The sequence below is a fragment of the Pseudoxanthomonas beigongshangi genome (assembly GCF_016820515.1).
GTDB classification, from domain to species: domain Bacteria; phylum Pseudomonadota; class Gammaproteobacteria; order Xanthomonadales; family Xanthomonadaceae; genus Pseudoxanthomonas_A; species Pseudoxanthomonas_A beigongshangi.
This window is the reverse complement of record NZ_JADHDV010000009.1, coordinates 51612-78420: the sequence shown is the minus strand read 5'-3', so window position 1 is coordinate 78420 and position 26809 is coordinate 51612. Positions and strand designations below refer to the sequence as shown.

Genomic DNA, 26809 nt, shown 5'->3' with positions numbered 1-26809 from the left:
CCCGTCGGCCTCATCACTCCGCCATCGGGCACAATCGCCCGGCTTCTCCGTTCCCCTGACTGGTCCGATCGCATGACACCCCACCCCACCCGGCACCTGCTGCCGCCCCTGATCGCCATGACCCTGGCCACCGCCCCGGCCTTCGCCCAGGAGCCACAGCCCGCCGTGGTGACCCCCGAGGCATGCCGGGCCATCGAAACCGACGCCTCCCGCCTGGCCTGCTACGACGCCGTGTTCGGACGCCGGCCATCGGATACCCGCGCCGCCGACGCCGAGGCCACCGCCGCCCGCAGCAGCCTGGATCAACAGCAGATCCAGCAGGAATCGGAGGCGGGCGAAGCGGGCACCGAACACCGCGAACACCGCCGCCTCGGCGCCTGGTTCCGCACTGACGATCCGATGCTGCAGGAAGCCCTGGCCAACGCCGGCAAGGGCTCGCTGCTGGACAGCCGCTGGGAGCTGGCCAAGGACTCCAAGCTGGGCGTGTTCCAGTTGCGCGGCTACAAACCGCTGTACCTGATGCCGGTGTTCTGGACCAGCGACAAGAACGAGATGCCGCACTCGCCCAACCCGCGCAACACGGTGACCGAGCCGCAGCCGCTGGACAACACCGAGGCCAAGTTCCAGCTGAGCTTCAAGACCAAGTTCGCCGAGAACCTATTCGGCGACAATGGCGATCTGTGGGGCGGCTACACCCAGAGTTCGCGCTGGCAGGTCTACAACGGCGAGGAATCGCGCCCCTTCCGCGAAACCAACTACGAGCCGGAAGTGATGCTGGTGTTCCGCAACAATTACAGCCTGGGCGGCTGGAAGGGACGCATGGCCGGGGTGGGCATCAACCACCAGTCCAACGGACGCGGCGATCCGCTGTCGCGCAGCTGGAACCGGGTGATCTTCACGGTCGGCCTGGATCGCGAGAACTGGGCGCTGGTGCTGCGCCCGTGGTGGCGCGTGCCGGATGGCAACGACGATGACAATCCGGACATCGAGGATTACATCGGTCGCGGCGACGCCATGCTGACCTACAGCAAGGGCGGCCACGAGTTCACCGTGCTGGCGCGCCACTCGCTGCGCACCGGCGACAAGTCGCATGGCGCGGTGCAACTGGATTGGGGCTTTCCCATCCATCGCAGCTTCCGCGGCCACATCCAGGCTTTCCACGGTTACGGGGAAAGCCTGATCGACTACAACCACAAGGCCACCTACATCGGCCTGGGCATCTCCCTGCTGGAGTGGTACTGATGAGCGAGGTGACGATTTACCACAATCCGGCCTGCGGCACTTCGCGCAACGTGCTGGGCCTGATCCGCAACGCCGGCATCGAACCACGGGTGGTCGAGTACCTGAAGACGCCGCCGGATCGCGAGACCCTGACCGCGCTGATTGCGCGGATGGGCGTGCCGGTGCGCGAGGTCGTGCGCGCCAAGGAACCCATCCACGCCGAACTGGGACTGGACCAGCCGGGCGTGGACGACGGCACGCTGATTGAGGCGATGCTCGCCCACCCGGTCCTGATCAACCGCCCCATCGTGGTGACGCCCGACGCGGTGAAGCTGTGCCGCCCCTCGGAGACGGTGCTGGACATCCTGCCGCAACCGCAGCGCGGCGCCTTCAGCAAGGAAGACGGCGAGCCGGTGGTGGACGCGGCCGGAAACCGGCTGGCCTGACGTACACTCGGCGGGTACGGATACCCGCTTCGTCCGGAAAGGAATCGCATGCCACGCAAGCACCGCTCGTTCTTCGCCTACGCCTCCGCCCTGCTCGGCCTGCTGAGCCTGATGGCGGTGCTGTGTTTCCACTTTCCGGAAATGCTGACCAGCAAGGAATTCCGCGCGGTCTACAGCGAGCAGTTCGCCCGCCACCTGCTGCTGATCGGACTGAGCGCGGCGTTCGTGCTCGGCACGCTGGCGATCCTGCGCGATCGCAACAAGCGCATCGCCCTGGTCGGCGTGGGCAGTGCGACCCTGGCGGTGCTGCTGGGCGGCACCAACGTGCAATTCGACGCCATCGGCAAGACGCCCTACTCGCTGGGCCTGGACTGGTTCGTGATCTCGCTGTTCTTTTCGGCGCTGGTGTTCGTGCCGTTGGAACGCTACCTGGGCAAGCGCCGGATCTCGCCGCTGCGGCCGGGCTGGCGCACGGACGTGGCGTACTTCTTCATGAGCCACGTGCTGGTGCAGTTCATCCTGATCCTGGTCACCGCCTCCACTTCGACGATCGCGGGACTGGCCGCATTCCCGGCACTGAAGGACGCGATCCAGTCGCTGCCGGTGTGGGCGCAGTTCCTGCTGGCGGTATTCGTGGCCGATCTGGCCCAGGCGCTGCTGCATCGCGCCTACCACAACGTGCCATGGCTCTGGCGTTTCCACGCCGTGCACCATTCCAGCCGGGAAATGGACTGGCTGGCCGGATCGCGCATCCACTTCGTCGAGATCGTCATGACCCGCAGCGCGGTGCTGCTGCCGCTACTGGTGCTCGGCTTCTCGGCGCCGGCGGTGAACGCCTACGTGATCCTGGTTGGCCTGCAGGCGGTGCTGGCGCACGCCAACCTGGGCATCCGCTTCGGCTGGCTGGAATACCTGCTGGTGCTGCCGCGCTACCACCATTGGCACCACGCCCGGCACAAGGACTACCTGGACGTGAACTACGCCATCCACCTGCCGCTGGTGGACATGCTGATGGGCACCTTCAAGCTGCCGCCGCGCCAGGAGGACTGGCCGGAGGAGTACGGGGTGATGAAGCTGGAAACGGTCCCGCGCGGCATCGTGCGCCAGCACCTGATGCCGTTCCAGGGCGGGCGCAAGTTCGACGAATACGTCGACTGAGCGAGGCGCCCCGGTTCAGCCGGGCCGCCTCGCGCGGAACCGATCAGGTCCAGTCGGTCAGCCCTTCACGGGCATAGACTTCCTTGAACGCGGGGCGCGACTTCATGCGATCGGCGTAGGCCTTCAGCACCGGCCAGGTGTCGGACGGCTTCGGCATGTTGCGCGACCAGCGCATCAGCATGGTGGTCATGAAATCGACCACGGTGAGCTGATCGCCCACCATCCACGGACCATCGGCTTGCAGGTGATCGGCCACGCGCTGCCATGCGGCCTCGATGCGCTGGCGCGCGTGCGCGCGCACCGCCTCGGCGTTTTCCGCGCCGGCGATTTCGTCGGAGTAGAACCAGGCGCGATAGGCCGGCAACAGCGTGTTGGCCATGAACAGCATCCACTGGTAGTAGCGCGCGCGTTCCGGCGTTCCCGCCGGCGGCGCGAGATTCGCCTGCGGATGCCGATCCGCCAGATGCAGCAGGATGGCCGCCGACTCGGTGATCACCTGCCCGTCCAGATCCAGCGCCGGCACCACGCCGGCCGGATTGACCTTCAGGTATCCGGGCGCCTTCTGGTCGCGCTTGTCGAAGTCCAGCAGATGCAGCCGGTGCGGGATGTCCAGTTCGATCAGCAGCCAATGCACGACCAGGCTGGCGGTGCTGGGGGAGTAGTACAGGGTGGTGGTCATGATGCTCCTCTTGGTTCCGCCGCACCGCGATCGCGGGCACGGCCGATAAGTCCCAGATGCGTATGGGCGAAGCCCGATTCGTATTTCAGGCCATATCCCAGGGCGCGATCGAAACCGACATGCGCCAGCCAGATCAACGCGATGCCTTCGGGGGCTTCGCCAGGGTTCAGGCCACCACCACCGGAATCTTGCCGATGCGCGCCTGCCATTCCTTCGGGCCGGTGTTGTGCACCGAGGTGCCCTGCGAATCGACCGCGACGGTGACCGGCATGTCCTGCACCTCGAACTCGTAAATCGCTTCCATGCCCAGGTCGGCGAAACCGACCACGCGCGCGGCCTTGATCGCCTTGGATACCAGGTAGGCCGCGCCACCGACCGCCATCAGGTAGGCCGACTGGTGCTTCTTGATCGCCTCGATGGCGGCCGGGCCGCGCTCGGCCTTGCCGACCATGCCCAGCAGGCCGGTCTGCGCCAGCACCTGTTCGGTGAACTTGTCCATGCGGGTGGCGGTGGTGGGACCGGCCGGGCCCACCACTTCGTCGCGCACCGGATCGACCGGGCCGACGTAATAGATGAAGCGTCCCTTCAGATCCACCGGCAACGGCTCGCCCTTGTTGAGCATGTCGACCATGCGCTTGTGCGCGGCGTCGCGACCGGTCAGCAGCTTGCCATTGAGCAGCAGCACTTCGCCGGGCTTCCAGTTGGCGACGTCCTCGCGGGTCAGCGTGTCGAGATCGACCCGGCGCCCCTTGGAAGCGTCGTAGGTCAGTTCCGGCCAGTCTTCCAGCGACGGCGGATCCAGCATCACCGGGCCGCTGCCGTCGAGGGTGAAATGGGCGTGGCGGGTGGCCGCGCAGTTGGGAATCATCGCCACCGGCAGGTTGGCGGCGTGGGTCGGATAATCCTTGACCTTGATGTCCAGCACCGTGGTCAGGCCGCCCAGTCCCTGCGCGCCGATACCCAGCGCATTGACCTTCTCGTACAACTCCAGGCGCAGTTCCTCGGCGCGGTTGGAAGCGCCGCGAGCCTGCAGGTCGGTGATGTCGATCGGTTCCATCAGCGCTTCCTTGGCCAGCAGCACCGCCTTCTCGGCGGTGCCGCCGATGCCGATGCCGAGCATGCCCGGCGGGCACCAGCCCGCCCCCATGGTCGGCACGGTCTTGAGCACCCAGTCGACGATCGAGTCGGACGGGTTGAGCATGGCGAACTTCGACTTCGCCTCCGAGCCACCGCCCTTGGCGGCGACGATGACCTCGACCGTATTGCCCGGGACAACCTTGACGTTGACCACGCCCGGCGTGTTGTCCTTCGTGTTGGTGCGCTTGCCGGCCGGATCCGCCAGCACCGAGGCGCGCAGCTTGTTGTCCGGGTGGTCGTAGGCGCGGCGCACGCCTTCATGGACCATGTCCTCCACACCCATCGTGGCGTCGTCCCAGCGCACGTCCATGCCGATTTCCAGGAACACGGTGACGATGCCGGTGTCCTGGCAGATCGGGCGGTGGCCCTCGGCGCACATGCGCGAGTTGATCAGGATCTGGGCGATGGCGTCCTTGGCCGCCGGCGACTCCTCGCGCTCGTAGGCGGCGGCGAGGTTCCTGATGTAATCGACCGGGTGGTAGTAGCTGATGTACTGCAGCGCGTCGGCGATGGACTGGATGAGGTCTTCTTGCTTGATCGAGGTCATGGAGCTTGGAGCCGGGGCTGCCGGTGGGTAGCGGGCGGAGCCTGTCATTTTAGGCCAAAGTGGCGGCCCGGCCGGTTGTCACGCCGTGCCGCCCTGCCCCGTCCTGGCCCCATGAACGCCGAAACCACCTTCCAGAGCCACCGTTCCCGCCTGTTTTCGCTCGCTTATCGGTTGCTGGGCAGCCGCAGCGACGCCGAGGACGTGGTCCAGGACACCTGGCTGCGCTGGCGCCAGGCCGATACTGCCGCCATCCGGGATCCGGAGGCCTGGCTGGTGACCGCCGCCAGCCGGCTGGGCATCGACCGCCTGCGCGCCGCCAAGCTCCAGCGCGAACGCTACCCCGGCCCCTGGCTGCCTGAACCGGTCGAAATCGACGACCGTCCCGGTCCGGAACATGGCGCCGAACTGGCCGAGCAGGTCTCGCTGGCATTCCTGGCCGTGCTGGAGCGGCTGGGACCGGAGGAACGTGCAGCGTTCCTGCTGAAGGAAGCCTTCGACTACGACTACGGCCATATCGCCGAACTGATCGGCCACAGCGAGGCCAACTGCCGCCAGATGGTGCATCGCGCGCGCGAACGTCTGCAGGCCGCGCGGCCACGTTTCGATGTCGCGCCGGAACGCCACCGGCGCCTGCTGGAACGGTTCATGCACGCCGCGCGGGTGGGCAACCGGGAGGCGATCGCCGCGCTGCTGCACGAGGATGCGCGGCTGGTGTCCGACGGCGGCGGCAAGGCGACCGCGGCGATCCGCCCACTGCACGGCAACGAACGCATCGCACGCCTGTTCTGGGCCGCGTATCGGCGTCCGCAGCCCGATACCGAATGGCGCATGGGGCGGGTCAACGGCGAGCCGGCGGTGCTGCGCTACCGCGATGGCCGGCTGGTGTCGGCAATGGTGGCGATCAGCGATGGCGAACGCATCGCCGAACTGCTGACCGTCATGAATCCGGACAAGCTTCCAGCCCACGGAAGTGTCACGCCCGCGAACAGGCCACCGTCCCTGGGGTGAAGCGCGACATTCCGTCCGCGCATTCCGGAAACACCGATGTCGCTCCCCCGCGTCGATTACACCACCCTGGCCAATGAAGCCTACAAGGGCCTGTTGAAAGTCAGCCACGGCCTGCACCACGGTTCGCTGGACGCCGTCCTGCTGGATCTGGTCAAGCAGCGCGCCTCGCAGATCAATGGCTGCACCTTCTGCCTCGACATGCACGGCAAGGCCTTGCGCGAAGCCGGCGTCGAGCCGCGCAAGCTCGACACCCTCGCCGCGTGGCATGAAAGCCCGTTCTACGATCCGCGCGAACGCGCCGCGCTGGCCTGGACCGATGCCCTGACCCGGGTCGGCGAGACCCATGCGCCTAACGAGGTCTACGCCGGCCTGCTGCCGCATTTCGACGAAACCCAGATCGCCGAATTGACCTTCGTCATCGCCATCATCAACGCCTGGAACCGGATGGGTGTCGGACTGCGTTCGCCGCTTCCGGGAACCTGAACACCCGCCAGGCATTCCACGCGACGTGGCCGCGCGGCCACGTCGTTTCCCGCGGGCCGGGCCGAGCAGGCACAATGCGCCATGGCTTCCGCCCCCGTTCCCCCCACCGCCGCCGGCACCAAGCCCCGGCGCGGTGAAAAGTCCGGCCCCAGCCTGCGCGATCGCTTCAACGCGATGCGCAACCTGCCGCCTTTCCTGAAACAGATCTGGGCGACCAGCCCCGGCCTGACCCTGGCCAGTCTCGGTCTGCGCCTGATCCGCGCGCTGCTGCCGGTCGCCACGCTGTATGTGGGCAAGCTGATCATCGACGAAGCGATCCGCCTGGTCGGGCTCGGGCTGCCGCAGGCCGGACTGGTCGAGGTTTGGCGCGATGGACAGCTCGACACCTTGCTCGGCCTGCTGGCGCTGGAGTTCGGCCTGGCGATCCTGTCCGATCTGCTGGGCCGGTTCGTCAGCTATGCCGATGCGCTGTTGTCGGAACTGTTCACCAACGGCACCAGCATCCGCCTGATGGAACACGCGGCGCGGCTGGACCTGGAGGACTTCGAGGATCCGGACCTGCAGGACAAGCTGGATCGCGCGCGCCGCCAGACCATGGGGCGGATGAACCTGATGAGCCAATTGTTCGGGCAGGCGCAGGACGCGATCACGGTGATCAGTTTCGCCGCCGGCCTGCTGGTGTACGCGCCCTGGCTGATCCTGCTGCTGGTGGTGGCGCTGGTGCCCGCGTTCGTCGGCGAGGCGCATTTCAACGCGCTGGGCTATTCGCTCAACTTCCAGTGGACGCCGGAACGGCGGCAACTGGAATACATCCGCCAGACCGGCGCCAGCGTGGAAACGGCCAAGGAGGTGAAGATCTTCAACCTCCACCGCTTCCTGATCGATCGCTACCGTCAGCTGGCCGAAGGCTTCTACCGCGCCAACCGTGCGCTGGCCCGGCGTCGTGCGTTGTGGGGCACGCTGCTGGCCGGCCTGGGCACGCTGGGCTATTACGTGGCCTATGGCTACATCGCCTGGCGCACGGTGCGCGGTGATTTCAGCATCGGCGACCTGACCTTCCTGGCCGGCAGCTTCCTGCGCTTGCGCCAGTTGCTGGAAGGCCTGCTGATCGGATTCTCGCAGGTCGCCGGGCAGGCGCTGTATCTGGACGATCTGTTCTCGTTCTTCGAAATCCGCCCGGAAATCGTCTCGCCGCCCGGGGCCGCGCCGGTGCCGCGCCCGATCCGCGAGGGCTTCCGCTTCGAGAATGTCGGCTTCCGCTATCCCGGCGCCGAGCGCTGGGCGGTGCGCGGGCTGGACTTCCAGCTGCGCGCCGGCGAGGTGCTGGCGCTGGTCGGCGAGAATGGCGCCGGCAAGACCACCCTGGTCAAGTTGCTGGCGCGGCTTTACGACCCGGACGAAGGCCGCATCCTGCTGGACGGACGCGATCTGCGCGAATACGACATCGACGATCTGCGCGCCGGCATCGGCGTCATCTTTCAGGACTTCGTCCGCTACCACCTGACCGCCGGCGAGAACATCGGTGTGGGCCAGGTGGATGCGATGGGCGACGATGCGCGCATCCGCGAATCCGCGCGCCGTTCGATGGCCGACGAGGTGATCGCCTCGCTGCCGAATGGCTACGACCAGTTGATCGGCCGCCGCTTCAAGACCGGCGTGGATCTGTCCGGCGGGCAGTGGCAGAAGATCGCCATCGCCCGCGCCTACATGCGCGACGCCCAGGTGATGATCCTGGATGAACCAACCGCCGCGCTGGACGCGCGCGCGGAGTTCGAGGTCTTCCAGCGCTTCAAGGAGCTGTCCAGCGAGCGCACCGCGGTGCTGATCTCGCACCGCTTCTCCAGCGTGCGCATGGCCGACCGCATCCTCGTGCTCAATGAAGGCCGGCTCGAGGCCAGCGGCACCCACGATCAGCTCATGGCCGAAGGCGGCCGCTACGCCGAACTGTTCGAACTGCAGGCCGCCGGTTACCGTTGACCCCAACCCCCAGGGAGATTTCCGATGCCCCATCGTTCCGCCCTCGCCCTTGCCCTGTTCGCCGTCACCGCGCTGTCCGCCTGCCAGGCGCGCGATGGCGATTCCCAGCCAGCCGCCGCCGCGAAACCCGCGCCCGCGCAACCGCCGGCCGCGCGTGCCCTGTCCAGCGCACTGGGCAACATCCAGGTCAGCGTGCTCGCGCAGGGGCTGGATCATCCCTGGGGCCTGGCGCTGCTGCCGGAAGGCGGCTTCCTGGTCACCGAGCGCTCGGGGCAACTGCGCCGGGTTGGCGCCGATGGCGCGATCTCCGCGCCGCTGGCGGGCGTGCCGAAGGTGTTCGCCGAAGGCCAGGGTGGCCTGCTGGACGTCGTCCTCGCGCCGGATTTCGCCACCAGCCAGCGCATTTACCTGAGCTACGCCGAACCGGGCGACAACGGCACCGCCGGCACCGCGGTGGCCACCGCCACGCTGGGCGCCGATGCGCTGACGGAGGTGAAGGTCATCTACCGGCAGGAACCCAAGCTGGAGGGACCCAACCATTTCGGCTCGCGGCTGGCTTTCGACGGCCAGGGCCACGTGTTCATCAGCCAGGGCGAACGCAACCATCGGCCCACCTCGCAGGAACTGGGCAAGCTGCAAGGCAAGCTGGTCCGGCTGAACCTGGATGGCAGCGTGCCGCAGGACAATCCCTTCATCGGACAGGCCGATGCGCGTCCGGAGATCTGGAGCTACGGCCACCGCAACATGCAGGGCCTGGCCATCGATCCGCGCACCGGCAAGCTGTGGGAATCCGAGCATGGTCCGCGCGGCGGCGACGAGATCAACCTGCCGCAACCCGGCCGCAACTACGGCTGGCCGATCATCACCCACGGCATCAACTACTCCGGTCTGCCGATTCCGGAAGCGCAAGGCCGCGAAAAAGCCGGCTTGGAACAGCCCTATCACGTGTGGGAGAAGTCGCCGGGCCTCAGCGGCATGGCGTTCTACACCGGCCATGCCGGCTCGCCCTGGAACGACAGCCTGTTCCTCGGCTCGCTGGCCGAGCGCAACCTGATCCGCCTGAGCCTGAAGGGCGATGCGATCGTGTCGGAGGAACGCCTGCTCAACGAAATCGGCGAGCGCGTGCGCGACGTGCGCGTTGGTCCGGACGGCAGCGTCTACGTGCTGACCGACGAGAACGACGGCAAGCTGCTGCGGCTCGCGCCGCCGGAGGCCAAGCCATGATCCGTGCCGGCCTGTTGCTCGCCCTCGCCCTGCTGCCGTTCGCCGGACCCGCGCAGACACCGCGGGGGTTCGCCGATGCCAAGGCGCAGGCGGATCGCGACGAGGCCTCGCTGGATCCGGTGAAGCGCGCGGCCTTCCAGCAGGCGCAGTCGCGGCAACTGGAAACCAGCGTCGCCAACTGCGCCGATCCGCGCCACGACACCGCCGCGTTCGTGATCGTCGTCGAGGTGGACGCGCGCGGCCGCATCGTCCGCACCTGGCGCCAGGGCGACACCGCGCTGGCGGTCTGCGTGGAGAAGGAACTCAACGGGCGCTTCCTGGAGCCGCCGCCGCGCGCGCCGTTCCTGGCCGCGTTCGAACTGAGCTTCACCCCGTGAGCGTGGTCGACATCAATGCGTTGTTGCGCGCGCGGTTTTCGGCGGGCGCGCCGTTGCAGATCCCGCCGCCCTGCCTGCTGGACATGCAAGGCGAGGTGGTCGAGTACGTCGAAGGCGAATCGCTGCGCATGCGGTTTCCGGTGTTGGCGCGCTACCAGAATCCGATCGGCCACATGCAGGGCGGCTTCATCGTCGCTGCGCTCGACAACACCCTGGGTCCGTTTTCCTACCTGATCGCGCCGCCCAGCGCGACCACCTCGCTCAATACCCAGTACCTGCGCCCGGTGACGCCGGAAGTCGGCCACATCGTCTGCACGGCACGCCTCGTCGAACGCACCCGCGGCCAGCTGCACCTGGCCGGCGAGGTGCGTGATCCTGACGGCAAGGTGCTGGCGCTGTGCCAGGCGGTCTGCCAGATCCTGCCGGAGCGTCCAGCGCGCTGATGCGTTGAGTTCCCATGTGGGAGCGACGTAAGTCGCGACCGGATGGCCGGGCACGCGGAAACGCCAACGTGATTCGTCGTGACAGGTGACAGGCCTGAAAGAGTGCGCCCCGTGGACGTCCCATCGCGACTCACGTCGCTCCCACAACTGCCGATGAAGCTCAGAACAACTCGCCTTGCGGTGGCACCGGAAGGGAGTAGTCCAGGTGGCCATCCACCAGGCGCGCGGCGCGGGTCAGCGGGTGGATTTCATGTCGTCCGTCGTCGAGCAGATGGCGGACCTCCCAGCCGTCGGCGGTGAAGGCGTCAGCGATCAGGCCGCGATGGCAGTTGCGCCAGTCCGCTTCGGCGCACAGGAACGCGGTCGGCCGGCGCCCGGCGACTTCGGCCAGCGCGGCGCGGGCATCGATGAAGGCCGCCGTCTGCATGTAGTCCGCGTAGCCGCGGAAGCCCGGCTGTCGCCAGGCGGTGTTCACCGAGTCCGGGCGCGGTTCGCGGCGTCCGCCCAGCGAAGGCATCGGCCGGTAGTCGATATCCAGCTCCGACAGGCCACGCATCAGCGCGGCGCCTGCGAACTGCGGATACCGTTGCGAGGCGGCGTAGCGGCGCACATCCGCCACGACCTCGATGCTCGCAGCGGTGAGTATCGCCGCGAAGGCATGCCAGTCGCGGCTGGAATGCCCGATGGTCCAGATGCGGCGCGGCGCTTCAGGCAAGCTCGAACCGGTCCGCATCGAGCATCGCCGGGAAGCGCTCGCGGTGCGTCGCCAGCGCGTCGGCCGAGATGGTCGCGGTGGTGACGCCCTCGCCCGGCCCCAGCTCCACCTGCGGTTGGCCGAGAAAATCGATCACCGCGCTGTCGCCGGAATAATCGAGGTTGTTGCCGTCGGTGCCGGCGCGGTTGACCGCCGCGACGAAGCACAGGTTCTCGATGGCGCGCGCGCGCAGCAGCGTGCGCCAGGCATGGGCGCGCGCCGCCGGCCAGTTGGCGACGAAGATCTGCAGATCGAAATCCAGCTGCCCCGGCCGCTCCACGTCGTAGCGGTTGCGGCAGAACACCGGGAAGCGCAGGTCGTAGCAGACCTGCGGATTGATCCGCCAGCCCTTCCATTCCACGGTCAGGCGCTCGCGGCCGGCGGCGTAGCGCTTGTGCTCGTTGGCGTAACGGAACAGGTGGCGCTTGTCGTAGCTGCGCAGTTCGCCATCGGGCGTGGCCCACAGCAGGCGGTTGAACACGCCCTCGCCGGTGCGCAGCTGCACGCTGCCGGTCACCGCCGCATCGAGCTTGCGCGCCTGCGCGCGGATCCAGGCGACGGTTTCACCGTCCATGCCTTCGGCGCGGTCGATGGCATCGTTGCTGAAGCCGCTGGTAAAGGTCTCCGGCAGGATCACCAGATCCGTCTGGCCCGCCAGCGGCGCGATCAGGTCGCCGTAATACTCGCGGTTGCCGGCCGGGTCATGCCAGCGGGTGATGCCCTGGACGAGGGAAAGGTGCAGGTCCTGCATGTCGGTCTGGATCCGTCTGGTGATGGAAAACTACAGCTTCTTCAGGCGTTCGATGGCCGCGTCCAGCGTGGCCGCATTCTTGGCGAAGCACAGGCGCGCCAGGCGCTGATCCGCCGGCGCGTTCTCGTAGAACGGCGACAGCGGAATCGCGGTGACGCCATGTTCGATGGTCAGCCAGCGCACGAACTCGGTGTCCGGCAGATCGCTGACCGCCGAATAGTCCACCAGTTGGAAATATCCGCCCGGCACCGGCAGCGGCTTCAGGCGGGTTTCCAGCAGCTGCGCGCGGAAGCGATCACGCTTTTCCTGGTAGAACGCGCCCAATTGCTCGTAATGCTCCGGTTCGTCGCGGATCATCGCCGCGAACGCATGCTGGGCCGGCGCGAACGTGCAGAACACGTTGTACTGGTGGACCTTGCGGAATTCGGCGCTCAGCGCGGGCGGCGCGATCGCGTAGCCGATCTTCCAGCCGGTGCAGTGGTAGGTCTTGCCGAAGCTGGACACCACGAAGGCGCGCTCGGCCAGTTCCGGGTAGCGCAGCACCGATTCGTGCCGGCGACCGTCGAACACGATGTGCTCGTAGACCTCGTCGGAGATCAGGAAGATGCCGGTGTCGCGCAGGATCTCGGCCAGCGCCTTCATGTCCGTTTCGTCGAGCATCGCGCCGGAAGGATTGTGCGGGCTGTTGATGATCAGCAGGCGGGTGCGCGGCGTGATCGCGGCGCGGATCTTGTCCCAGTCCACCGCGAAGCTGCGCGGATCCAGCGCGACATGGATCGCGCGCGCACCGGCCAGTTCGATCGCCGGCTCGTAGCTGTCGTAGGCCGGATCCAGCACGATCACTTCCTCGCCCGGGCGCACCACCGCGTGGATGGCATTGAACAGGGCCTCGGTGGCGCCACTGGTGACGGTGATTTCGGTGTCCGGATTGACCTGGCGACCGTAGCAGCGCAGCACCTTCCCGGCGATCGCCTGGCGCAGCGGCAACACGCCGGTCATCGGTGCGTACTGGTTGTGGCCCTCGCGCATGGCGCGGTCCAGTTCGTCGACCAGCCGTTGCGGCACCGCGAAATCGGGGAAGCCCTGCCCCAGATTGACTGCCCCGTGCTCGGCGGCCAGTTGCGACATCACGGTGAAAATGGTGGTGCCCACCTTGGGCAGCTTGGTTTCGAGAGGCATCCGCCGGTCCGGTCTCACAGGGGGACTGCGGAGTGTACGCAATGAAGGTGTCCGGCGATGATGGGGCCATGAACGGATACAGCGTTCCCGATCCGGAAAAATGCCGGCTGGCGCGGGCCTGGTGCGCGGCCCGCTACGAGGTGCTGCTGGACGAGCGCGCCTGGCCGCTGCGGATCGGCAAGCCGGCGGCGGCGCTGGAGGCGCGCCTGCCGGCCCGCGACTACCTGTGGATCACGGCCTGGAACCCGCCTCTGACCACGCGCACCGACGAGGACAACCGCGCGGCCGATCGGCGCCTGCGGGCCCGCTTGGGCGAGGCCGGACATGTCCATGTGCCGGCCCGGGCCGGCGACGACCGCGGCGGCTGGCTCGAACCCGGCTGGCTGGTGCTGGATCTGGCACGCGAGGACGCCGATGCGCTCGCGCGCGCCTTTTCCCAGGGCGGCATCCTGCACTGGCGGCAAGGGCAACCGGTCCGGCTGAGGCTGATGTGGACGCGACCAGGCGATGCGCCGGATCTTCCGGCGGTGGAATGGGCCGGCTGAGCGCCAGCCGCGCAAGGAGCACCGCGTGGGGGCTCGCATACAATAGCCGGCTGATTGCCGCCCGAGACCCGCCTTCTTCGAAGGCTTCCGCCTGATGATCGATTCCGTTCCGACCCCTCCGCCGCTGCTGGCCGCCCGTGGCCTGGCTTTTTCGCGCAACGACGAACCGGTGTTCGGCCCGCTGGAATTCGCCGTCAATGCCGGCGAGGCATTGCTGGTGCAGGGCGGCAACGGCGCCGGCAAGACCACCCTGCTGCGCGTGCTGGCCGGCCTGCTGCGCGCCGACCGCGGCGACATCGAGATCGATGGCCGCCCCGCCAGCGCCATCCAGCGTTCGCGGGCGATCGCCTACCTGGGCCACCTGCCCGCGCTGAAGGCGGACCTGGACACGCTGGAGAACCTCAATTTCCTGTGCGGCCTGCACGGTCGCCGCGCCCGCCAGATGCCGGGCAACGCGCTGGCGATGGTCGGCCTGGCCGGTTACGAGGACGCGCTGGCGCGGCAACTCTCCGCCGGGCAGAAGAAGCGGCTTTCGCTGGCCCGGCTGTGGCTGTCACCGGCGCCGCTGTGGCTGCTCGACGAGCCCTACGCCAATCTAGACCTGGAGGGCATCAACCTGGTCAACCGGATGATCTCCGCCCACCTGCGCAGCGGTGGCGCCGCGCTGGTCACCACGCACGGCGCCTACGCGGCGCCGCCGGTGCAGACCCGGATGCTGATGCTGGGAGGTGCGGCATGAGCACGCCCGGCCTGTGGTCCTCCGCGTCGGCGCTGGTCGTACGCGACCTGCGCCTGATGTGGCGCCGTCGCGGCGACGCGCTGCAACCGGCGCTGTTCGCCCTGCTGGTGGTGGTGGTGTTCGCGCTCGGCCTGGGCGGCGAACCCGAAGCGCTGGGCAAGGTCGCCTCGGCGGTGATCTGGGTGGCGGTGCTGCTGGCCGGCCTGCTGTCGCTGGACACGCTGTTCCGGGGTGATGCCGAGGACGGTTCGCTGGAACAATGGATCCTCGCGCCGGTGCCGCTGGCCTGGCTGGTCGCGGTGCGCGTGCTGACCCACTGGGCGACCACCGCGCTGCCGCTGATCCTGGTGACCCCGCTGCTGGGCGAACTGCTGCACCTGCCGCGCCCGCAACTGCCGGCCCTGCTCGCCTCGCTCGCGCTGGGCACGCCGTTGCTGAGCCTGCTCGGCGCCGTGGTCGCCGCGTTGACGGTCGGCATGCGACGCTCGGGCATTCTGGTCGCGCTGCTGGCGCTGCCGCTGTACGTGCCGATCCTGGTGTTCGGCGCCGGCAGCGTCGCCGCCAGCGCGCAGGGCCTGGACGGCAGCGGCGCGCTGCTGCTGCTTGGCGCCGGTCTGGTGATGGCGCTGGTGCTGGCACCGCTGACCGCCGCCGCCGCGATCCGCATCGCCCTCAACTGATTCCTCGCCGCCCATGACGGATTTCCCCGAACCGCCGCACCATCCGTCCGACAAGTCCTCGCGCCCGCGCACCGATGTGTCCGGGCGGATCGAACTGCGCATCGAGCGATTCATCGAGGCGGCCACCGAAGTGTTCCTGGAAAAGGGCTACCGCAATGCGCGCCTGAACGACGTGGTCGCCCGTTCGGGCGGCTCGCTGTCCACGCTCTACAACGCGTTCGGCGACAAGCACGGGCTGGCGCTGGCGATCATGAAGCGCAGCATCGCCGCCTTCGGCGAGGGCCTGGAAATGCTGTACCGCTCCGACCTGCCGCCCGAGCAGGCGCTGCCGCTGGCGGCCGAGCGCATGGTCGAGGAAATCCTGTCGCCGGGCCGCATCGTCACCCACCGCATCGTGGTCGGCGAGGGCTTGTGCTTTCCGGAGTTGCGCGACTGGTTCATGGAACATGGCGTGACGCCGGCCGAGCGCCTGCTCACCCAGTACTTCGAGCGCGAGAAACTGAGCGGACGGCTCATTCTGGAGCACCCCGCCATCGTCGCGGACCGCTTCTACATGATGGTGTTCGGCGGCGTGATCCTGCGTTCGGTCAACGGCCGCATCGGCGTGGCCGACAAGCCGCGGGTCAAGGTGGAAGCCCGCGAAGCGGTGTCGATCTTCCTGGAAGGCGTCCTGCCCCGCCCACGGGCCTGATCCGGCATTCGTGGCGGAAAATCCCCTTCGCGTCCCGCCGGCCCACCGGGTCGCGCGCCGGCAAATGCTGCACCGCAACTTGATATCCATCGCGCATTCATTCAGCGTTTATCGTAATGAACGTTACAAGCCCTGCGGCTAGCCAGCCTTGGCCAGCCAGGCGCAAGGGAGAACAGGATGCGGCGCGCATTGTTGGCTCTGATGTTTGTTCTGGCGGCGGCGGCCATGCTCGGGGCCAGCTGGCTGGCGCCGGTGATGGCGCAGAGCGCCCCGGCCGGTTTTGATCCCTCGAAGCTCCCCGCCACCCATTTCGGCAGCCAGGACGGCAAGGCCCACGATTTCGCCGACGCGCCGGGCTTCGCCTTCGCCACCGTACCGGCCAACCCGTTGCAACCGACCGCCAAGCCGATCGGCGAGGCGACCTGCACCGCCTGCCACGGCAAGGAACAGGCCAACTTCGCCCACAGCGTGCATGCGCTCGGCATGCAGGCCGCGCAGCAGGCCAATCCGTCGACCCCGACCTGCGAGGCCTGCCACGGTCCGGGTTCGGCGCATGCGCAGAATCCTTCCGCCAAAGGCAGCATCATCGCCTTCACCCACGACGGCGGCACGCCGGTGTCGGCGCAGACCGGCAGTTGCCTGGGTTGCCACGCCGGCGGTCCGCGCGACAGTTGGCTGGGCTCGGTGCACCAGCGCAACGATCTGTCGTGCAGCGATTGCCACAATCCGATGGCGCGCCTGTCCGCCGAAGGACTGACCGCGCGCCAGTCGGTCAGCGAGACCTGCGCGACCTGCCACAAGGACGTCCGCCAGCAGTTCAACCGCCGCTCGCACATGCCGTTGCCGGAAGGCGAGATGACCTGCGCCGATTGCCACAATCCGCATGGCACCCTCAACGCCTCGCTGCTCAAGACCGACACCGTCAACGAGACCTGCTACCAGTGCCACGCCGAAAAGCGCGGACCGTTCCTGTTCGAACACGCGCCGGTGCGCGAGAGCTGCCTGAACTGCCACACCCCGCACGGCTCCAACCAGCACGCGCTGCTGGTGGCGCCGGTGCCGATGCTGTGCCAGCAGTGCCACTCGCACACGCGCCACCCGAACGATCTGCTGACCAGCGCGTCGCTGGGCACCGGTCCCGCGCCGGACGAGCGCCTGATGGGACGCGGCTGCCTGACCTGCCACGCGCAGATCCACGGTTCCAACCACCCGTCCGGTCCCCGTCTCCACAAGTAGCGGAGGGAGCATGATGGTCTCGACGTTCCGCACGCCCCGGTTGCCGCAAGTGGCCGCGCTGGCCATGGCGCTGTCGTTGGCCGCCACCGCGCGGGCCCAGGACAGCGGCCTGGGCACCGACCTGCATTTCGGCAACGCGCTGGACACCACCGGGATGCATGGCATCGGCTGCGATGCCGACGGCATGAGCTGGCTGCACGCCGGTTCCCGGCGCACGCCGACCGGTTTCCTGTATCCCTGCGCGCCCGCGTGGCCCGAGCTGAAACCGCACGGCGAATGGGCCTACGAAGGCAGCGTGGGTTTGGGTTACCTGCACGTGTCCGGCGACGAACGCGCGACCCAGTGGCGCCGCTTCAACGATTTCGATGATGGCGTGATGGTGGATGCGCGCTTCCGCCTGCAACGCGCCAGCGACGGCAGCTACCTGGATTTCCGTGCCAGCCGCATCAACGAGCACAACCAGTTCTATCGCGCGGTGTTCGGCCGCGCCGGCAAGTTCCGCGTACAGGCCTTCGTGCGCACCCAGCCCAACGTGACCAGTGGCAACGCGCGTTCGATCTGGAACGGCGTTGGCAGCCAGCACCTCACCCTCGCCGGTGGCCTGACGCCGGCCGCCAGCACTCCGGCGCAGGTGGCCGCGGTGGCGGGCGCGCAGCCGGAGCGCTTCCTGCGCGTGGTCCGCGACAAGCAGGGCTTGGGCATCAACTATTTCCTCAATCCACGCTGGGCGGCCTACTTCAACGCCAGCCACGAACAGCGCGAAGGCGCGCGTCCGTTCGGCGGACCGTTCTTCTTCAACTACCCGTTCCCTGCCAACGGCGGCATCTACGAGATCCCGCGCCCGATCGACGACAGCACGGTGAACGTCAACGGCGGCGTGCGTTTCACCGGCAACCTGTGGCGGATGGACGTCAGCTATACGGGTTCGTTCTTCCGCAACCGCTTCAACGGCTACGACTACCAGGTGCCATACGGTCTGTACTCGGTGGTGCCGGGCGTGACCCCGCCGCCGCGCACCAGCGGCGAATTCGCCTACGAACCGGACAACGACTATCACCAATTACGTGCGGCGTTCACCCGCAAACTGCCGTGGAACGGCGAACTGACCCTCAACACCTCGCTGGGCACGATGCGCCAGAACGAACGCCTGCTGGCGCCGATGAATTGCCAGGGCCAGTTCGGCCTGCCGATCGGACCGGGCTTCCTGTTCGACTGCGCCGACTGGAACACGCCGGACGCGCTGTCGCGCAAGACCGCCGATCTCGGCATCGACACCCAGCGCCTGGACGTGCGCGCGGTGTTCCAGCCGCGTACCACGCTGACCGTGCGCGGGCAGGCCAAGTACTATCGCGAGGACTATGACGGCACGTACCAGGCCTACAACCCGCTGACCGGCCAGTGGGGCTATGTGGCGGAGAACGGTTCGCAGGGCAGCGTGGTTCCCGGCGAAATGGGCGTGTGGGATCCGCTGCTCGCGCCCTCGGTGATCACCCGCGTGCGCAACCTGCCGCTGGACAAGGAAACCCGGGAGGTTTCCATGGGCCTGGACTGGCGCCCCACCCAGCGCAACACGCTGGGCGTGACCTACACCCACACGGCCATTGAACGCGCCCATCGCGAAGTCGCGACCACCCGTGACGACAGCCTGCGCCTGACCTGGAACAACCGCGCCCGCGAATGGCTGACCCTGCGCGCCAACTACACTTACCTGGATCGCAGCGGCAGCCGCTATTTCTACGATCCCTACGAATTCACCTTCTCCACCGACCTGCCCGGCTTCGTCGAGCCCGCCGGTGGCGTGCCCGCGCACACGGTGTCGGCGCTGCGCAAGTACGACCTCGCCAGCCGCAGCCAGCACAAGCTGGATCTGATGGCCACCTTCATCCTGCCGCGCGAGATGACCCTGTACGCATCGCTGCGCGGCGAACGCAACGACTACGACGCCGAGTTGGGCCGGCAGGACTACGACACCCGCGGCGCCAGCCTGCAATGGGAATGGCAGCCCGCCACGACCACCGTCGCCAGCGCCTGGCTGGGTTACGACCGCTCGGATCTGGGCATCGCCAACGTCAACGACGCGGCACTGACGCCGGATCCGACGCTGGGCGGCCCGACCTATCCGCAGGCCAACCGCTGGTGGCTCGACGATCGCCAGCGCAACCGTTACGCCGGCATCAACCTCAACCAGGCCATCGGCCGCGCCCAACTGGACGTGGCGTGGAACTGGACCGATTCGCGCGGCACCACCCGCTACCGCTTCGCCTCGCCCGGCGCGCTGGCCAATCCCGCGCTGGCGGCCTCGGCCGATGGCCGCTATCCGCCGATGATCTACTGGGTCAATTCGCTGTCGGTGGGGCTGAGTTTCCCGCTCGGCGCGCGCACGCGGATGCGGGTGTTCGACACCTACGAACGCGGTCGCCTGTCGGACTGGCACTACCTGGGTTTCGACGAGGCTCGGGTATTCGATCATCGCGTGTACACCGACGGCGGTCCCGGCGACTACCGGGTCAACCTGATCGGCATGAGCCTGGAGGTGTCGCTATGAAGCCGTCCACCGGCACCGGCCTGTTCACCGCCGTCGCGTTAGCGCTCGGCGTGGCGATGCTGGCGGGCACGGGCGAATCGGTCGCCCAGGATCCCGCCGCGAAGACGTCCCCGGAAAACACGCCGGCCGACACCGCGCCAGCCGAACCCGCCGCGACCGTGGTGCCCGCCGCCAAGCCGCCCGCTTACCGTGATCTGCGCCGGATCACCCGCCTGCGCGGCGACCCGGCGGCCGGCAAGGCCAAATCCGAACTGTGCGCGGCCTGCCACGGCGCCGCCGGCATCTCGATTGCGCCGAACTTTCCCAACCTGGCCGGCCAACGCGCCGAGTACCTGTACTGGGAACTGGTCGAATACCAGAGCGGCGCGATGGCGGAATCGGCGATGACGCCACTGGCCGCGAGCCTGAACGAGCAGGACATGCGCGATCTCGCCCTCTACTACGCCAGCCTGCCCGCCGGCCGCGCGCCCGCGCAGGAAGAAGCGCCGGCACCGGATACGGCCCTGCTGGAACGGGGTCGGCAGTTGTTCATGGAAGGCGACCCCGGCAAAGGACTGCCACCCTGCCAGGGCTGCCACGGCGCGGACGCCGGCGGCCATCCGCTGGCCGCGCGCGACGATCGCGATGGCCATGCGCCGTGGTCGGCGTATCCTTCGCTGCGTGGACAGAACGCGATCTACCTGCAGGTGCGCCTGAATGCCTTCCGCACGGCCCAGCTCCATCATTCGACCAACGATTTCGTGATGGGCGGCGTCGGCCAGCGACTGGACGACGACACCATCTCCGCCCTGTCGGCCTGGCTGGCCGCGCAGGGTCCCTGAACCACCCGTCCCAACCCCACGTCCCGGAGAATTTCCATGAACCACCGCTTTGCCTCCTGCCTCGCCCTGCTCGCCCTGGCCGCCTCGCCGCTGGCCGCCCGCGCCGCCACCTGCTCGGTCAACCTGGAGGGCAACGACGCGATGAAGTACAACCTGTCCAACATCGACGTCAGCAAGAGCTGCACCACCTTCACCATCAACCTGAAGCACACCGGCAAGCTGGCCAAGAACGTCATGGGCCACAACGTGGTGGTCGCCAAGACCGCCGACATCGCCGGCATCGACACCGACGGCATCAAGGCCGGGCTGGCCGCCGACTACATCAAGGCCGGCGACACCCGCGTCATCGCCCACAGCAAGGTGGTCGGCGGCGGCGAAACCACCTCGGTTCAGATTCCGGTCGCCAAGCTCGCCGGAACCGGCCCGTTCTCGTTCTTCTGCAGCTTCCCCGGCCATTCGGCGCTGATGAAGGGCACCTTGACCCTCAAGCCTTGACCGGGGTCAAGACCAGCGGGGCCCCGCGCGGTTGGCGCGGCGGCCCCAAGTCTGGGAAAATGGGGTGATTTCACAGAACAGAGCTGCGGAGCGGGCCAGGGTGGCGCGCTCCATCGACCGCGAGCGATGAAACACCGTCCATGAATCCCCTCGTCCGCTGGTTCCACCAACTCGGTTCGCCGCCCTATTTCGATCGCTTCGCCGCCCGCTGGACGCCCTGGTGCTACCTGGCGGCGCTCGTGCTGTTCGGCTTCGGCCTGTGGCAGGCGCTGTTCGTGGTGCCCGCCGACTACCAGCAGAGCGACAGCTTCCGCATCCTCTACATCCATGTGCCGTCGGCGTGGATGAGCCTGTTCGTGTTCGGACTGATGGCGTTCTATGCGGCCATCGCGCTGATCTGGCGGATCAAGCTGTGCGAAATCCTCGCCATGGCCTGCGCGCCGATCGGCGCCGCCTTCACCGTCATCACCCTGGCCACCGGTTCGATCTGGGGCAAGCCGATGTGGGGCACCTGGTGGGACTGGGATCCGCGCCTGACCACGGAACTGATCCTGCTGTTCCTGTACCTGGGCGTGATGGGCCTGTACAACGCCATCGACGATCGCCGCGCCGCCGCGCGCGCCGCCGGCCTGCTGTCGATCGTGGGCGTGGCGCTGCTGCCGATCATCCGCTACTCGGTGGTGTGGTGGAACTCGCTGCACCAGGGCCAGACCATCAGCCTGATGGGCGGCTCGCGGATGGATCCGAGCATGATGCTGCCGTTGTGGCTGATGGTGGCGGCGACCAAGTTCTGGTTCGCCGGATCGCTGCTGGCGCGCGCCCGCGCCGACAACCTGCGCCGCGAGGCCGGCAAGGACTGGGTCGCGCGGCTGGCGGGGAGCAAGCCATGAATTACCTGCATTACGTGGTCGGCGCCTACGCCGTGTTCGCCGTGGTACTGCTGTGGGACTTCATCGCCCCGCGCCTGCAGATCCGCCGCGAACTGCGTGCCGCCCGCCTGCGCGCCGCGCGCGAAGCCCGCGCCGCCGCGCCCTCGCCGATGGAGTTGAACCGATGAATCCCGTCCGCCGCCGCCGCCTGATCTGGGTGCTGCTGCTGGTACTCGCCGCCGGCGTCGCCGCCTCGCTGATCGCGCTGGCGCTGCAACGCAACGTCGCCTACCTGTACACCCCCGCCGAAGTGCTGCGCGGCGAAGCCGGCGAGCATGCGCGCTTCCGCCTGGGCGGCATGGTCGAGAAGGGTTCGTTCAAGCGCGAAACCGGATCGCTGCAGGCGCACTTCCGGGTCACCGACGGCGATGCGCAGTTGCCCGTGGTCTACGACCGCATCCTGCCGGACCTGTTCCGCGAGGGCCAGGCGGTGGTGGCGACCGGTTCGATGAAGGACGGCGTGTTCGTCGCCGAGGACGTGCTGGCCAAGCACGACGAGACCTACATGCCCAAGGAAGTGGCCGACAAGATGGGCAAGGCACACCAGAAGCACGATGTGCCGACCGCCCCCGCGGCGGGGTCGACGAATTGATCCAATCCACGCCTCGCCAAGCCACGCCGTCGGGCGTGTGCTTCCGCCATCGCGTTGCAGCTCCGGCTGCGGGCATCTCCCTCCCTTTTTCCGGATCCCGTTGAGCCATGCTGCCTGAACTCGGTCAAGTCACCCTGATCCTGGCACTGCTGGTGTCCCTGCTGCAGGCCATCCTGCCGTTGGCCGGCGCCCATCGCGGCAAGGCGGCGTGGATGGCGGTGGCGCGCCCGGCGGCCTACGGCCAGTTGTTCCTGCTGCTGGCGGCGTTCGTGGTCCTCACCGTGGCCTTCGTCACCCAGGATTTCTCGGTCAAGTACGTGGCGGAGAATTCCAATTCGCTGCTGCCGATGATGTACCGCTATTCCGCGGTATGGGGCGCGCACGAAGGCTCGCTGCTGCTGTGGGTGCTGGTGCTGGGCATCTGGACCGCCGCGGTCGCCGAGTTCTCCCGCCATCTGCCGGAAGCGGTGGTCGCCCGCGTGCTGGGCGTGATGGGCGTGGTCAGCGTCGGCTTCCTAGCCTTCCTGATCTTCACCTCCAATCCGTTCGCGCGGCTGCTGCCGGCGCCGCTGGAAGGGCGCGATCTGAATCCGCTGCTGCAGGATCCGGGCCTGATCATCCATCCGCCGATGCTCTACACCGGCTACGTCGGCTTCGTGGTGCCGTTCGCGTTCGCCATCGCCGCGCTGCTGGACGGCCACATCGATGCGCGCTGGCTGCGCTGGACCCGTCCCTGGACCAACGTGGCCTGGGCGTTCCTGACCCTGGGCATCGCGCTGGGCAGCTGGTGGGCCTATTACGAACTGGGCTGGGGCGGCTGGTGGTTCTGGGATCCGGTCGAGAACGCCAGCTTCATGCCGTGGCTGGCCGGCGCCGCGCTGCTGCATTCGCAGGCGGTCACCGAGAAGCGCGGCAGCTTCGGCGGCTGGACCCTGCTGCTGGCGATTGCCACCTTCTCGCTGTCGCTGCTGGGCACCTTCCTGGTCCGCTCGGGCGTGCTGACCAGCGTGCACGCGTTCGCCGCGGATCCTTCGCGCGGCCTGTTCATCCTGATCTTCCTCGGCGCGGTGGTCGGCGGTTCGCTGGTGCTGTACGTGCTGCGCGCACCGCGCATCACCGGCGGCGCCTTCGTCGCCAGTTCGCGTGAAACCCTGCTGCTGGCCAACAACGTGCTGTTGGCCGCAGCCTGCGGCATGGTCCTGCTGGGCACCTTGTATCCGTTGCTGGCCGACGCGCTGGAACTGGGCAAGATTTCGGTCGGCCCGCCCTACTTCGGCCTGCTGTTCGTGGTGCTGATGACGCCGCTGGTGATGCTGCTGCCGTTCGGCCCTTTGACCAAGTGGCAGAAGGATCAGCCGCGCAAGCCGCTGGCGATGCTGGTGCCATGGCTGGTGGCGGCGCTGGTGCTGGGCACCATCGCCTATTTCATGGCGCCGCAGGGACCGCTGAAGACCGCGGCCGGCGTTGCCGCCGGCGCGTGGGTGGCGCTGGGCACGCTGCGTTTCGTTTGGACCCGGCTGCGCGCCAACGGCAAGTTCACCCCGGAAATGCTCGGCATGGTGCTGGCGCACTTCGGCATCGCCGTGTTCCTGATTGGCGCGCTGCTGGTGGAAGCGCAGAACGTGCAGCGCGAACTGGCGATGAAGCCCGGCCAGACCATCGAGCTGGCCGGCTACGGCTTCCGCTTCGAGGGCGTGGAGGAAACCCGCGGCCCCAACTACCTGTCCGACCTGGGACACGTGCAGGTGCTGCGTGGCGACAAGCCGCTGGTGCGGCTGAATCCGGAAAAGCGCGCCTACGCCAGCGGCGGCCAGGTGATGACCGAGGCCGGCATCCGGCCCAGCCTGTTCGGCGATGTCTACGTGGCCCTGGGTGAACATCTTGGCGATGGCGCCTGGGCGGTACGCGTGCACATCAAGCCCTTCGTGCGCTGGATCTGGCTGGGCGCCCTGCTGATGGCGCTGGGCGCGTTCGTCACCGCCACCGATCGGCGTTTCCGCCGCAAACCCGAAGCGCTCAAACCCGAGGCCCAACCGGCATGAATACCCCTTCCGACACTCCCGGCCAGAACAAGTCGCGCGGCGCGCTGGTGTTCGCCGCGGTCATCATCGGCCTGTTCTTCGTCGGCCTGATGGGCCTGCTGGCCTACGGCGTAAAGCAATCCGGCCGCGCGGATCGCGAAGCCCTGCCCTCGCCGCTGATCGGCAAACCGGCGCCCGCCTTCGATCTGCCGCTGCTGCATGATGCGGCCACCCGCATCGACAACGCCGATCTGGCCGGCGCGCCTTACGTGATGAACGTGTGGGGCAGCTGGTGCCCGGAGTGCCGGGTCGAGCATCCGGTGCTGACCAAGTTCGCCCTGACCAAGCGCGTGCGCTTCATCGGCTACAACCTCAAGGACGAGCGTGGCGAAGCGCTGCGCTGGCTGGAGCAGTTCGGCAATCCCTACGTGCTGGTGATTGCCGACGAGGACGGCCGCGCGGCGATCGACTGGGGCATCTACGGCGCGCCGGAAACCTTCCTGGTCGACGCCAAGGGCATCGTGCGCTGGAAGCATGTCGGCGCGGTCACCGACGAGATCATCGCCAGGGAACTGATCCCGGCGCTGGAAAAGGCGGAAGTGCAACAATGAGCGTCCTGCCCCGTCAACTGCGCATGCTGACGCTGGCGCTGCTGCTCGGCATCGCCGGTCCCGCGTTGGCCCAGGCCAGCGATCCGACCCCGCTGCAATTCAACGACAACGCCGAGGAAACCCGCTTCCACCGGCTCACCGCCGAACTGCGCTGCGTGATGTGCCAGAACCAGTCGCTGGCCGACTCCAACGCGCAGATCGCCCACGATCTGCGCCGCGAGGTGCTGGACCTGATGCGGCAGGGCAAGTCGGATGCCGAGATCAAGCGGTTCCTGGTGGATCGCTATGGCGAATTCGTGCTGTACAAGCCGGAGATGTCGCCCGGCACCTGGTTGCTGTGGTTCGGGCCGGCTTTGCTGGTGATCGCCGGCGGCGTGGTGGTGCTGCGCATCGTCAGGCGCAGGAGTGGCGGTCGCGACATCGCCGAAGCCGACGACAACCAGGAGTGGTGATGACCGCTTTTTCCGCCATCGCGGCGCTGTTGACCCTGCTCGTCCTGGTGGGCGTGCTATGGCCCCTGTGGCGCTCTTCGCGCCGGCTGTTCGTGGGCGCGGTCGCGACCCTGGGCATCGGCACCCTGGCGCTGTACCGGCTGCTGGGCACGCCGGCAGCCATCGAGATACCCGCCACGATGCCGGAGGCGGCCATGCCCGCCAGCCTGGACGATGCGGTCAAGCAGCTGGAAGCCGAACTCAAGCGCAATCCCAACGAACCCGAGGGCTGGCGCCTGCTCGGCCGCTCTTACCTGAGCATGGAGCGCTACGCCGAGGCGCGCACGGCTTTCGAGACCGCGCTCAAGCTGGCTCCGGACGACGCCAACCTGCTGGTCGAGAACGCGCAGGCCCGCCTGTACGCGAGCCCGGACAAGCAGCTCGACGCGCAGGCGGTCGGCCTGTTGCAGCGCGCGTTGACCATCGAACCGCAGCACCAGCGCGCGCGCTGGTTCCTCGGCGTGTCGCAGCGCCAGCAGGGCCAGCCGGCCGAGGCCGCGCGCACCTGGGAACCGCTGCTGGCGCAGGTCGACGGCGGCACCGCCACCACCCTGCGTACCCAGATCAACCAGGCCCTCGCCGAAGCCGGGCTGGAGCCGCTGCCCGAACCCGCCGCCGCCCCGGCCATGGCCAATGGCAAGGCGCTGCTGCGGGTCAGCGTGGACATCGCGCCGGAACTGAAGGCGCGGCTGAGCGGCGGCGAGACCCTGTTCGTGTTCGCCCGCCAGGCCGGTGGGCCGCCGATGCCTGTGGCCGCCAAGCGGGTGCCGGCCACCTCGTTCCCGATCACCCTGGAACTGGGCGACGGCGACAGCCCGATGCCGACCCTCAAGCTCTCGCAGGTCGCCAAGGTCGAACTGGGCGCGCGGATCTCCCGCGCCGGCGACGTGATGGCCAAGGCCGGCGATCTGGAAGCGGTGGCGGTGCCTGCCGACGTGGGCGCCACCGATGCCTATTCGTTGCGGATCCAGCGCATCGTGGAATGAGCGGCGCCGGCCCGTGCCGGCAGCCGCAGGCTAAACTTGGGGG

At 68.1% G+C, this 26809-nt stretch carries 30 protein-coding genes; 24 read left to right on the top strand and 6 right to left on the bottom strand.

From position 1 onward, the window contains the following. Window positions 1-72 precede the first annotated feature (72 nt). The 3 genes from IQ458_RS08675 to IQ458_RS08665 are packed head-to-tail and all read left to right on the top strand — an operon-like array spanning window position 73 to window position 2825. Window positions 73-1242 carry a phospholipase A gene (locus tag IQ458_RS08675; protein ID WP_203322543.1) on the top strand — a complete coding sequence of 390 codons (1170 nt, stop codon included), beginning with the start codon at window positions 73-75 and terminating at the stop codon, window positions 1240-1242. Then, window positions 1242-1667, top strand: a complete 426-nt coding sequence (gene arsC, locus IQ458_RS08670; RefSeq protein ID WP_203322542.1) for an arsenate reductase (glutaredoxin) — start codon at window positions 1242-1244, stop codon at window positions 1665-1667. Before IQ458_RS08675 ends, arsC begins: the two co-directional genes overlap by 1 nt. A 48-nt stretch (window positions 1668-1715) precedes the next feature. After that, window positions 1716-2825 (top strand): sterol desaturase family protein, encoded by a 1110-nt coding sequence (locus IQ458_RS08665; protein ID WP_203322541.1) that lies wholly within the window; start codon window positions 1716-1718, stop codon window positions 2823-2825. A gap of 43 nt (window positions 2826-2868) precedes the next feature. Here IQ458_RS08665 and IQ458_RS08660 read toward each other — a convergent pair whose 3' ends face one another. From IQ458_RS08660 to IQ458_RS08650, 3 genes are read right to left on the bottom strand one after another with little or no spacing between them, the layout of a single operon-like run. Then, window positions 2869-3504 carry a glutathione S-transferase family protein gene (locus IQ458_RS08660; protein WP_203322540.1) on the bottom strand — a complete coding sequence of 212 codons (636 nt, stop codon included), beginning with the start codon at window positions 3502-3504 and terminating at the stop codon, window positions 2869-2871. Further along, the gene (locus IQ458_RS08655; RefSeq protein WP_235996698.1) at window positions 3501-3713 is read right to left on the bottom strand and encodes a DUF4260 family protein; all 213 of its coding nucleotides are present in this window, start codon (window positions 3711-3713) and stop codon (window positions 3501-3503) included. The genes IQ458_RS08660 and IQ458_RS08655 overlap by 4 nt, the downstream gene beginning before the upstream one ends. Then, window positions 3671-5188 (bottom strand): fumarate hydratase, encoded by a 1518-nt coding sequence (locus IQ458_RS08650; RefSeq protein WP_203322539.1) that lies wholly within the window; start codon window positions 5186-5188, stop codon window positions 3671-3673. The genes IQ458_RS08655 and IQ458_RS08650 overlap by 43 nt, the downstream gene beginning before the upstream one ends. Window positions 5189-5299: 111 nt before the next feature. Between IQ458_RS08650 and IQ458_RS08645 the strand changes: the two genes are divergently transcribed. The 6 genes from IQ458_RS08645 (at window position 5300) to IQ458_RS19875 (ending at window position 10700) form a co-directional block, all read left to right on the top strand. Beyond that, a complete protein-coding gene (locus IQ458_RS08645; protein ID WP_203322538.1) occupies window positions 5300-6196 on the top strand; it encodes an RNA polymerase sigma-70 factor in 897 nt (298 codons plus the stop codon). A gap of 36 nt (window positions 6197-6232) precedes the next feature. Beyond that, complete coding sequence (locus IQ458_RS08640; RefSeq protein WP_203322537.1) at window positions 6233-6679, top strand: carboxymuconolactone decarboxylase family protein; 447 nt, start codon at window positions 6233-6235, stop codon at window positions 6677-6679. Between the two features lie 81 nt (window positions 6680-6760). Continuing rightward, window positions 6761-8656: an ABC transporter ATP-binding protein gene (locus IQ458_RS08635; RefSeq protein ID WP_203322536.1), complete on the top strand. Its 1896-nt coding sequence runs from the start codon at window positions 6761-6763 to the stop codon at window positions 8654-8656. 24 nt (window positions 8657-8680) lie between these two features. Beyond that, the gene (locus IQ458_RS08630) at window positions 8681-9880 is read left to right on the top strand and encodes a PQQ-dependent sugar dehydrogenase (RefSeq protein ID WP_203322535.1); all 1200 of its coding nucleotides are present in this window, start codon (window positions 8681-8683) and stop codon (window positions 9878-9880) included. Further along, a complete protein-coding gene (locus IQ458_RS08625; protein ID WP_203322534.1) occupies window positions 9877-10257 on the top strand; it encodes a hypothetical protein in 381 nt (126 codons plus the stop codon). The genes IQ458_RS08630 and IQ458_RS08625 overlap by 4 nt, the downstream gene beginning before the upstream one ends. Then, a complete protein-coding gene (locus IQ458_RS19875; protein WP_183642189.1) occupies window positions 10254-10700 on the top strand; it encodes a PaaI family thioesterase in 447 nt (148 codons plus the stop codon). The genes IQ458_RS08625 and IQ458_RS19875 overlap by 4 nt, the downstream gene beginning before the upstream one ends. Window positions 10701-10860: 160 nt before the next feature. On the opposite strand, the gene IQ458_RS08615 is transcribed toward IQ458_RS19875, so the two are convergent. The 3 genes from IQ458_RS08615 to IQ458_RS08605 are packed head-to-tail and all read right to left on the bottom strand — an operon-like array spanning window position 10861 to window position 13384. Beyond that, on the bottom strand, window positions 10861-11415 hold the full coding sequence (locus IQ458_RS08615) for a DUF488 domain-containing protein (RefSeq protein WP_203322533.1): 555 nt from the start codon (window positions 11413-11415) through the stop codon (window positions 10861-10863). After that, window positions 11408-12205 carry an amidohydrolase gene (locus tag IQ458_RS08610; protein WP_203322532.1) on the bottom strand — a complete coding sequence of 266 codons (798 nt, stop codon included), beginning with the start codon at window positions 12203-12205 and terminating at the stop codon, window positions 11408-11410. Before IQ458_RS08610 ends, IQ458_RS08615 begins: the two co-directional genes overlap by 8 nt. Window positions 12206-12235: 30 nt before the next feature. Continuing rightward, window positions 12236-13384, bottom strand: coding sequence for a pyridoxal phosphate-dependent aminotransferase (locus tag IQ458_RS08605; protein WP_203322531.1), 1149 nt, complete (start codon window positions 13382-13384; stop codon window positions 12236-12238). A gap of 68 nt (window positions 13385-13452) precedes the next feature. On the opposite strand from IQ458_RS08605, the gene IQ458_RS08600 reads away from it, so the two are divergent. From IQ458_RS08600 to IQ458_RS08530, 15 genes are all read left to right on the top strand, one after another. Continuing rightward, window positions 13453-13929 carry a DUF3293 domain-containing protein gene (locus IQ458_RS08600; RefSeq protein ID WP_203322530.1) on the top strand — a complete coding sequence of 159 codons (477 nt, stop codon included), beginning with the start codon at window positions 13453-13455 and terminating at the stop codon, window positions 13927-13929. Window positions 13930-14023: 94 nt separating this feature from the next. Next, a complete protein-coding gene (gene ccmA, locus IQ458_RS08595; protein ID WP_203322529.1) occupies window positions 14024-14668 on the top strand; it encodes a heme ABC exporter ATP-binding protein CcmA in 645 nt (214 codons plus the stop codon). Next, window positions 14665-15348 (top strand): heme exporter protein CcmB, encoded by a 684-nt coding sequence (ccmB, locus tag IQ458_RS08590; RefSeq protein ID WP_183642207.1) that lies wholly within the window; start codon window positions 14665-14667, stop codon window positions 15346-15348. Before ccmA ends, ccmB begins: the two co-directional genes overlap by 4 nt. 13 nt (window positions 15349-15361) lie before the next feature. After that, window positions 15362-16039, top strand: coding sequence for a TetR/AcrR family transcriptional regulator (locus IQ458_RS08585; RefSeq protein ID WP_183642210.1), 678 nt, complete (start codon window positions 15362-15364; stop codon window positions 16037-16039). 225 nt (window positions 16040-16264) lie between these two features. Next, a complete protein-coding gene (locus IQ458_RS08580; RefSeq protein ID WP_235996697.1) occupies window positions 16265-17275 on the top strand; it encodes a DmsE family decaheme c-type cytochrome in 1011 nt (336 codons plus the stop codon). 13 nt (window positions 17276-17288) lie between these two features. Then, complete coding sequence (locus IQ458_RS08575) at window positions 17289-19820, top strand: MtrB/PioB family outer membrane beta-barrel protein (protein ID WP_203322528.1); 2532 nt, start codon at window positions 17289-17291, stop codon at window positions 19818-19820. Next, window positions 19817-20641 (top strand): c-type cytochrome, encoded by an 825-nt coding sequence (locus IQ458_RS08570; protein ID WP_203322527.1) that lies wholly within the window; start codon window positions 19817-19819, stop codon window positions 20639-20641. Before IQ458_RS08575 ends, IQ458_RS08570 begins: the two co-directional genes overlap by 4 nt. A gap of 36 nt (window positions 20642-20677) precedes the next feature. Continuing rightward, complete coding sequence (gene azu, locus IQ458_RS08565; RefSeq protein ID WP_183642222.1) at window positions 20678-21136, top strand: azurin; 459 nt, start codon at window positions 20678-20680, stop codon at window positions 21134-21136. A gap of 140 nt (window positions 21137-21276) precedes the next feature. Next, window positions 21277-22026 carry a heme ABC transporter permease CcmC gene (ccmC, locus tag IQ458_RS08560; RefSeq protein ID WP_183642238.1) on the top strand — a complete coding sequence of 250 codons (750 nt, stop codon included), beginning with the start codon at window positions 21277-21279 and terminating at the stop codon, window positions 22024-22026. Beyond that, on the top strand, window positions 22023-22193 hold the full coding sequence (gene ccmD / locus IQ458_RS08555) for a heme exporter protein CcmD (protein WP_183642241.1): 171 nt from the start codon (window positions 22023-22025) through the stop codon (window positions 22191-22193). The genes ccmC and ccmD overlap by 4 nt, the downstream gene beginning before the upstream one ends. Continuing rightward, a complete protein-coding gene (ccmE, locus tag IQ458_RS08550; RefSeq protein WP_183642244.1) occupies window positions 22190-22657 on the top strand; it encodes a cytochrome c maturation protein CcmE in 468 nt (155 codons plus the stop codon). The genes ccmD and ccmE overlap by 4 nt, the downstream gene beginning before the upstream one ends. A 107-nt stretch (window positions 22658-22764) precedes the next feature. Then, entirely contained in the window at window positions 22765-24699 is a 1935-nt protein-coding gene (locus IQ458_RS08545) for a heme lyase CcmF/NrfE family subunit (protein ID WP_203322526.1), read from the top strand. Beyond that, a complete protein-coding gene (locus tag IQ458_RS08540; protein ID WP_203322525.1) occupies window positions 24696-25289 on the top strand; it encodes a DsbE family thiol:disulfide interchange protein in 594 nt (197 codons plus the stop codon). Before IQ458_RS08545 ends, IQ458_RS08540 begins: the two co-directional genes overlap by 4 nt. Then, complete coding sequence (locus IQ458_RS08535; protein ID WP_203322524.1) at window positions 25286-25741, top strand: cytochrome c-type biogenesis protein; 456 nt, start codon at window positions 25286-25288, stop codon at window positions 25739-25741. Before IQ458_RS08540 ends, IQ458_RS08535 begins: the two co-directional genes overlap by 4 nt. Continuing rightward, window positions 25741-26766, top strand: a complete 1026-nt coding sequence (locus IQ458_RS08530; protein ID WP_203322523.1) for a tetratricopeptide repeat protein — start codon at window positions 25741-25743, stop codon at window positions 26764-26766. The genes IQ458_RS08535 and IQ458_RS08530 overlap by 1 nt, the downstream gene beginning before the upstream one ends. Window positions 26767-26809: the final 43 nt, after the last annotated feature.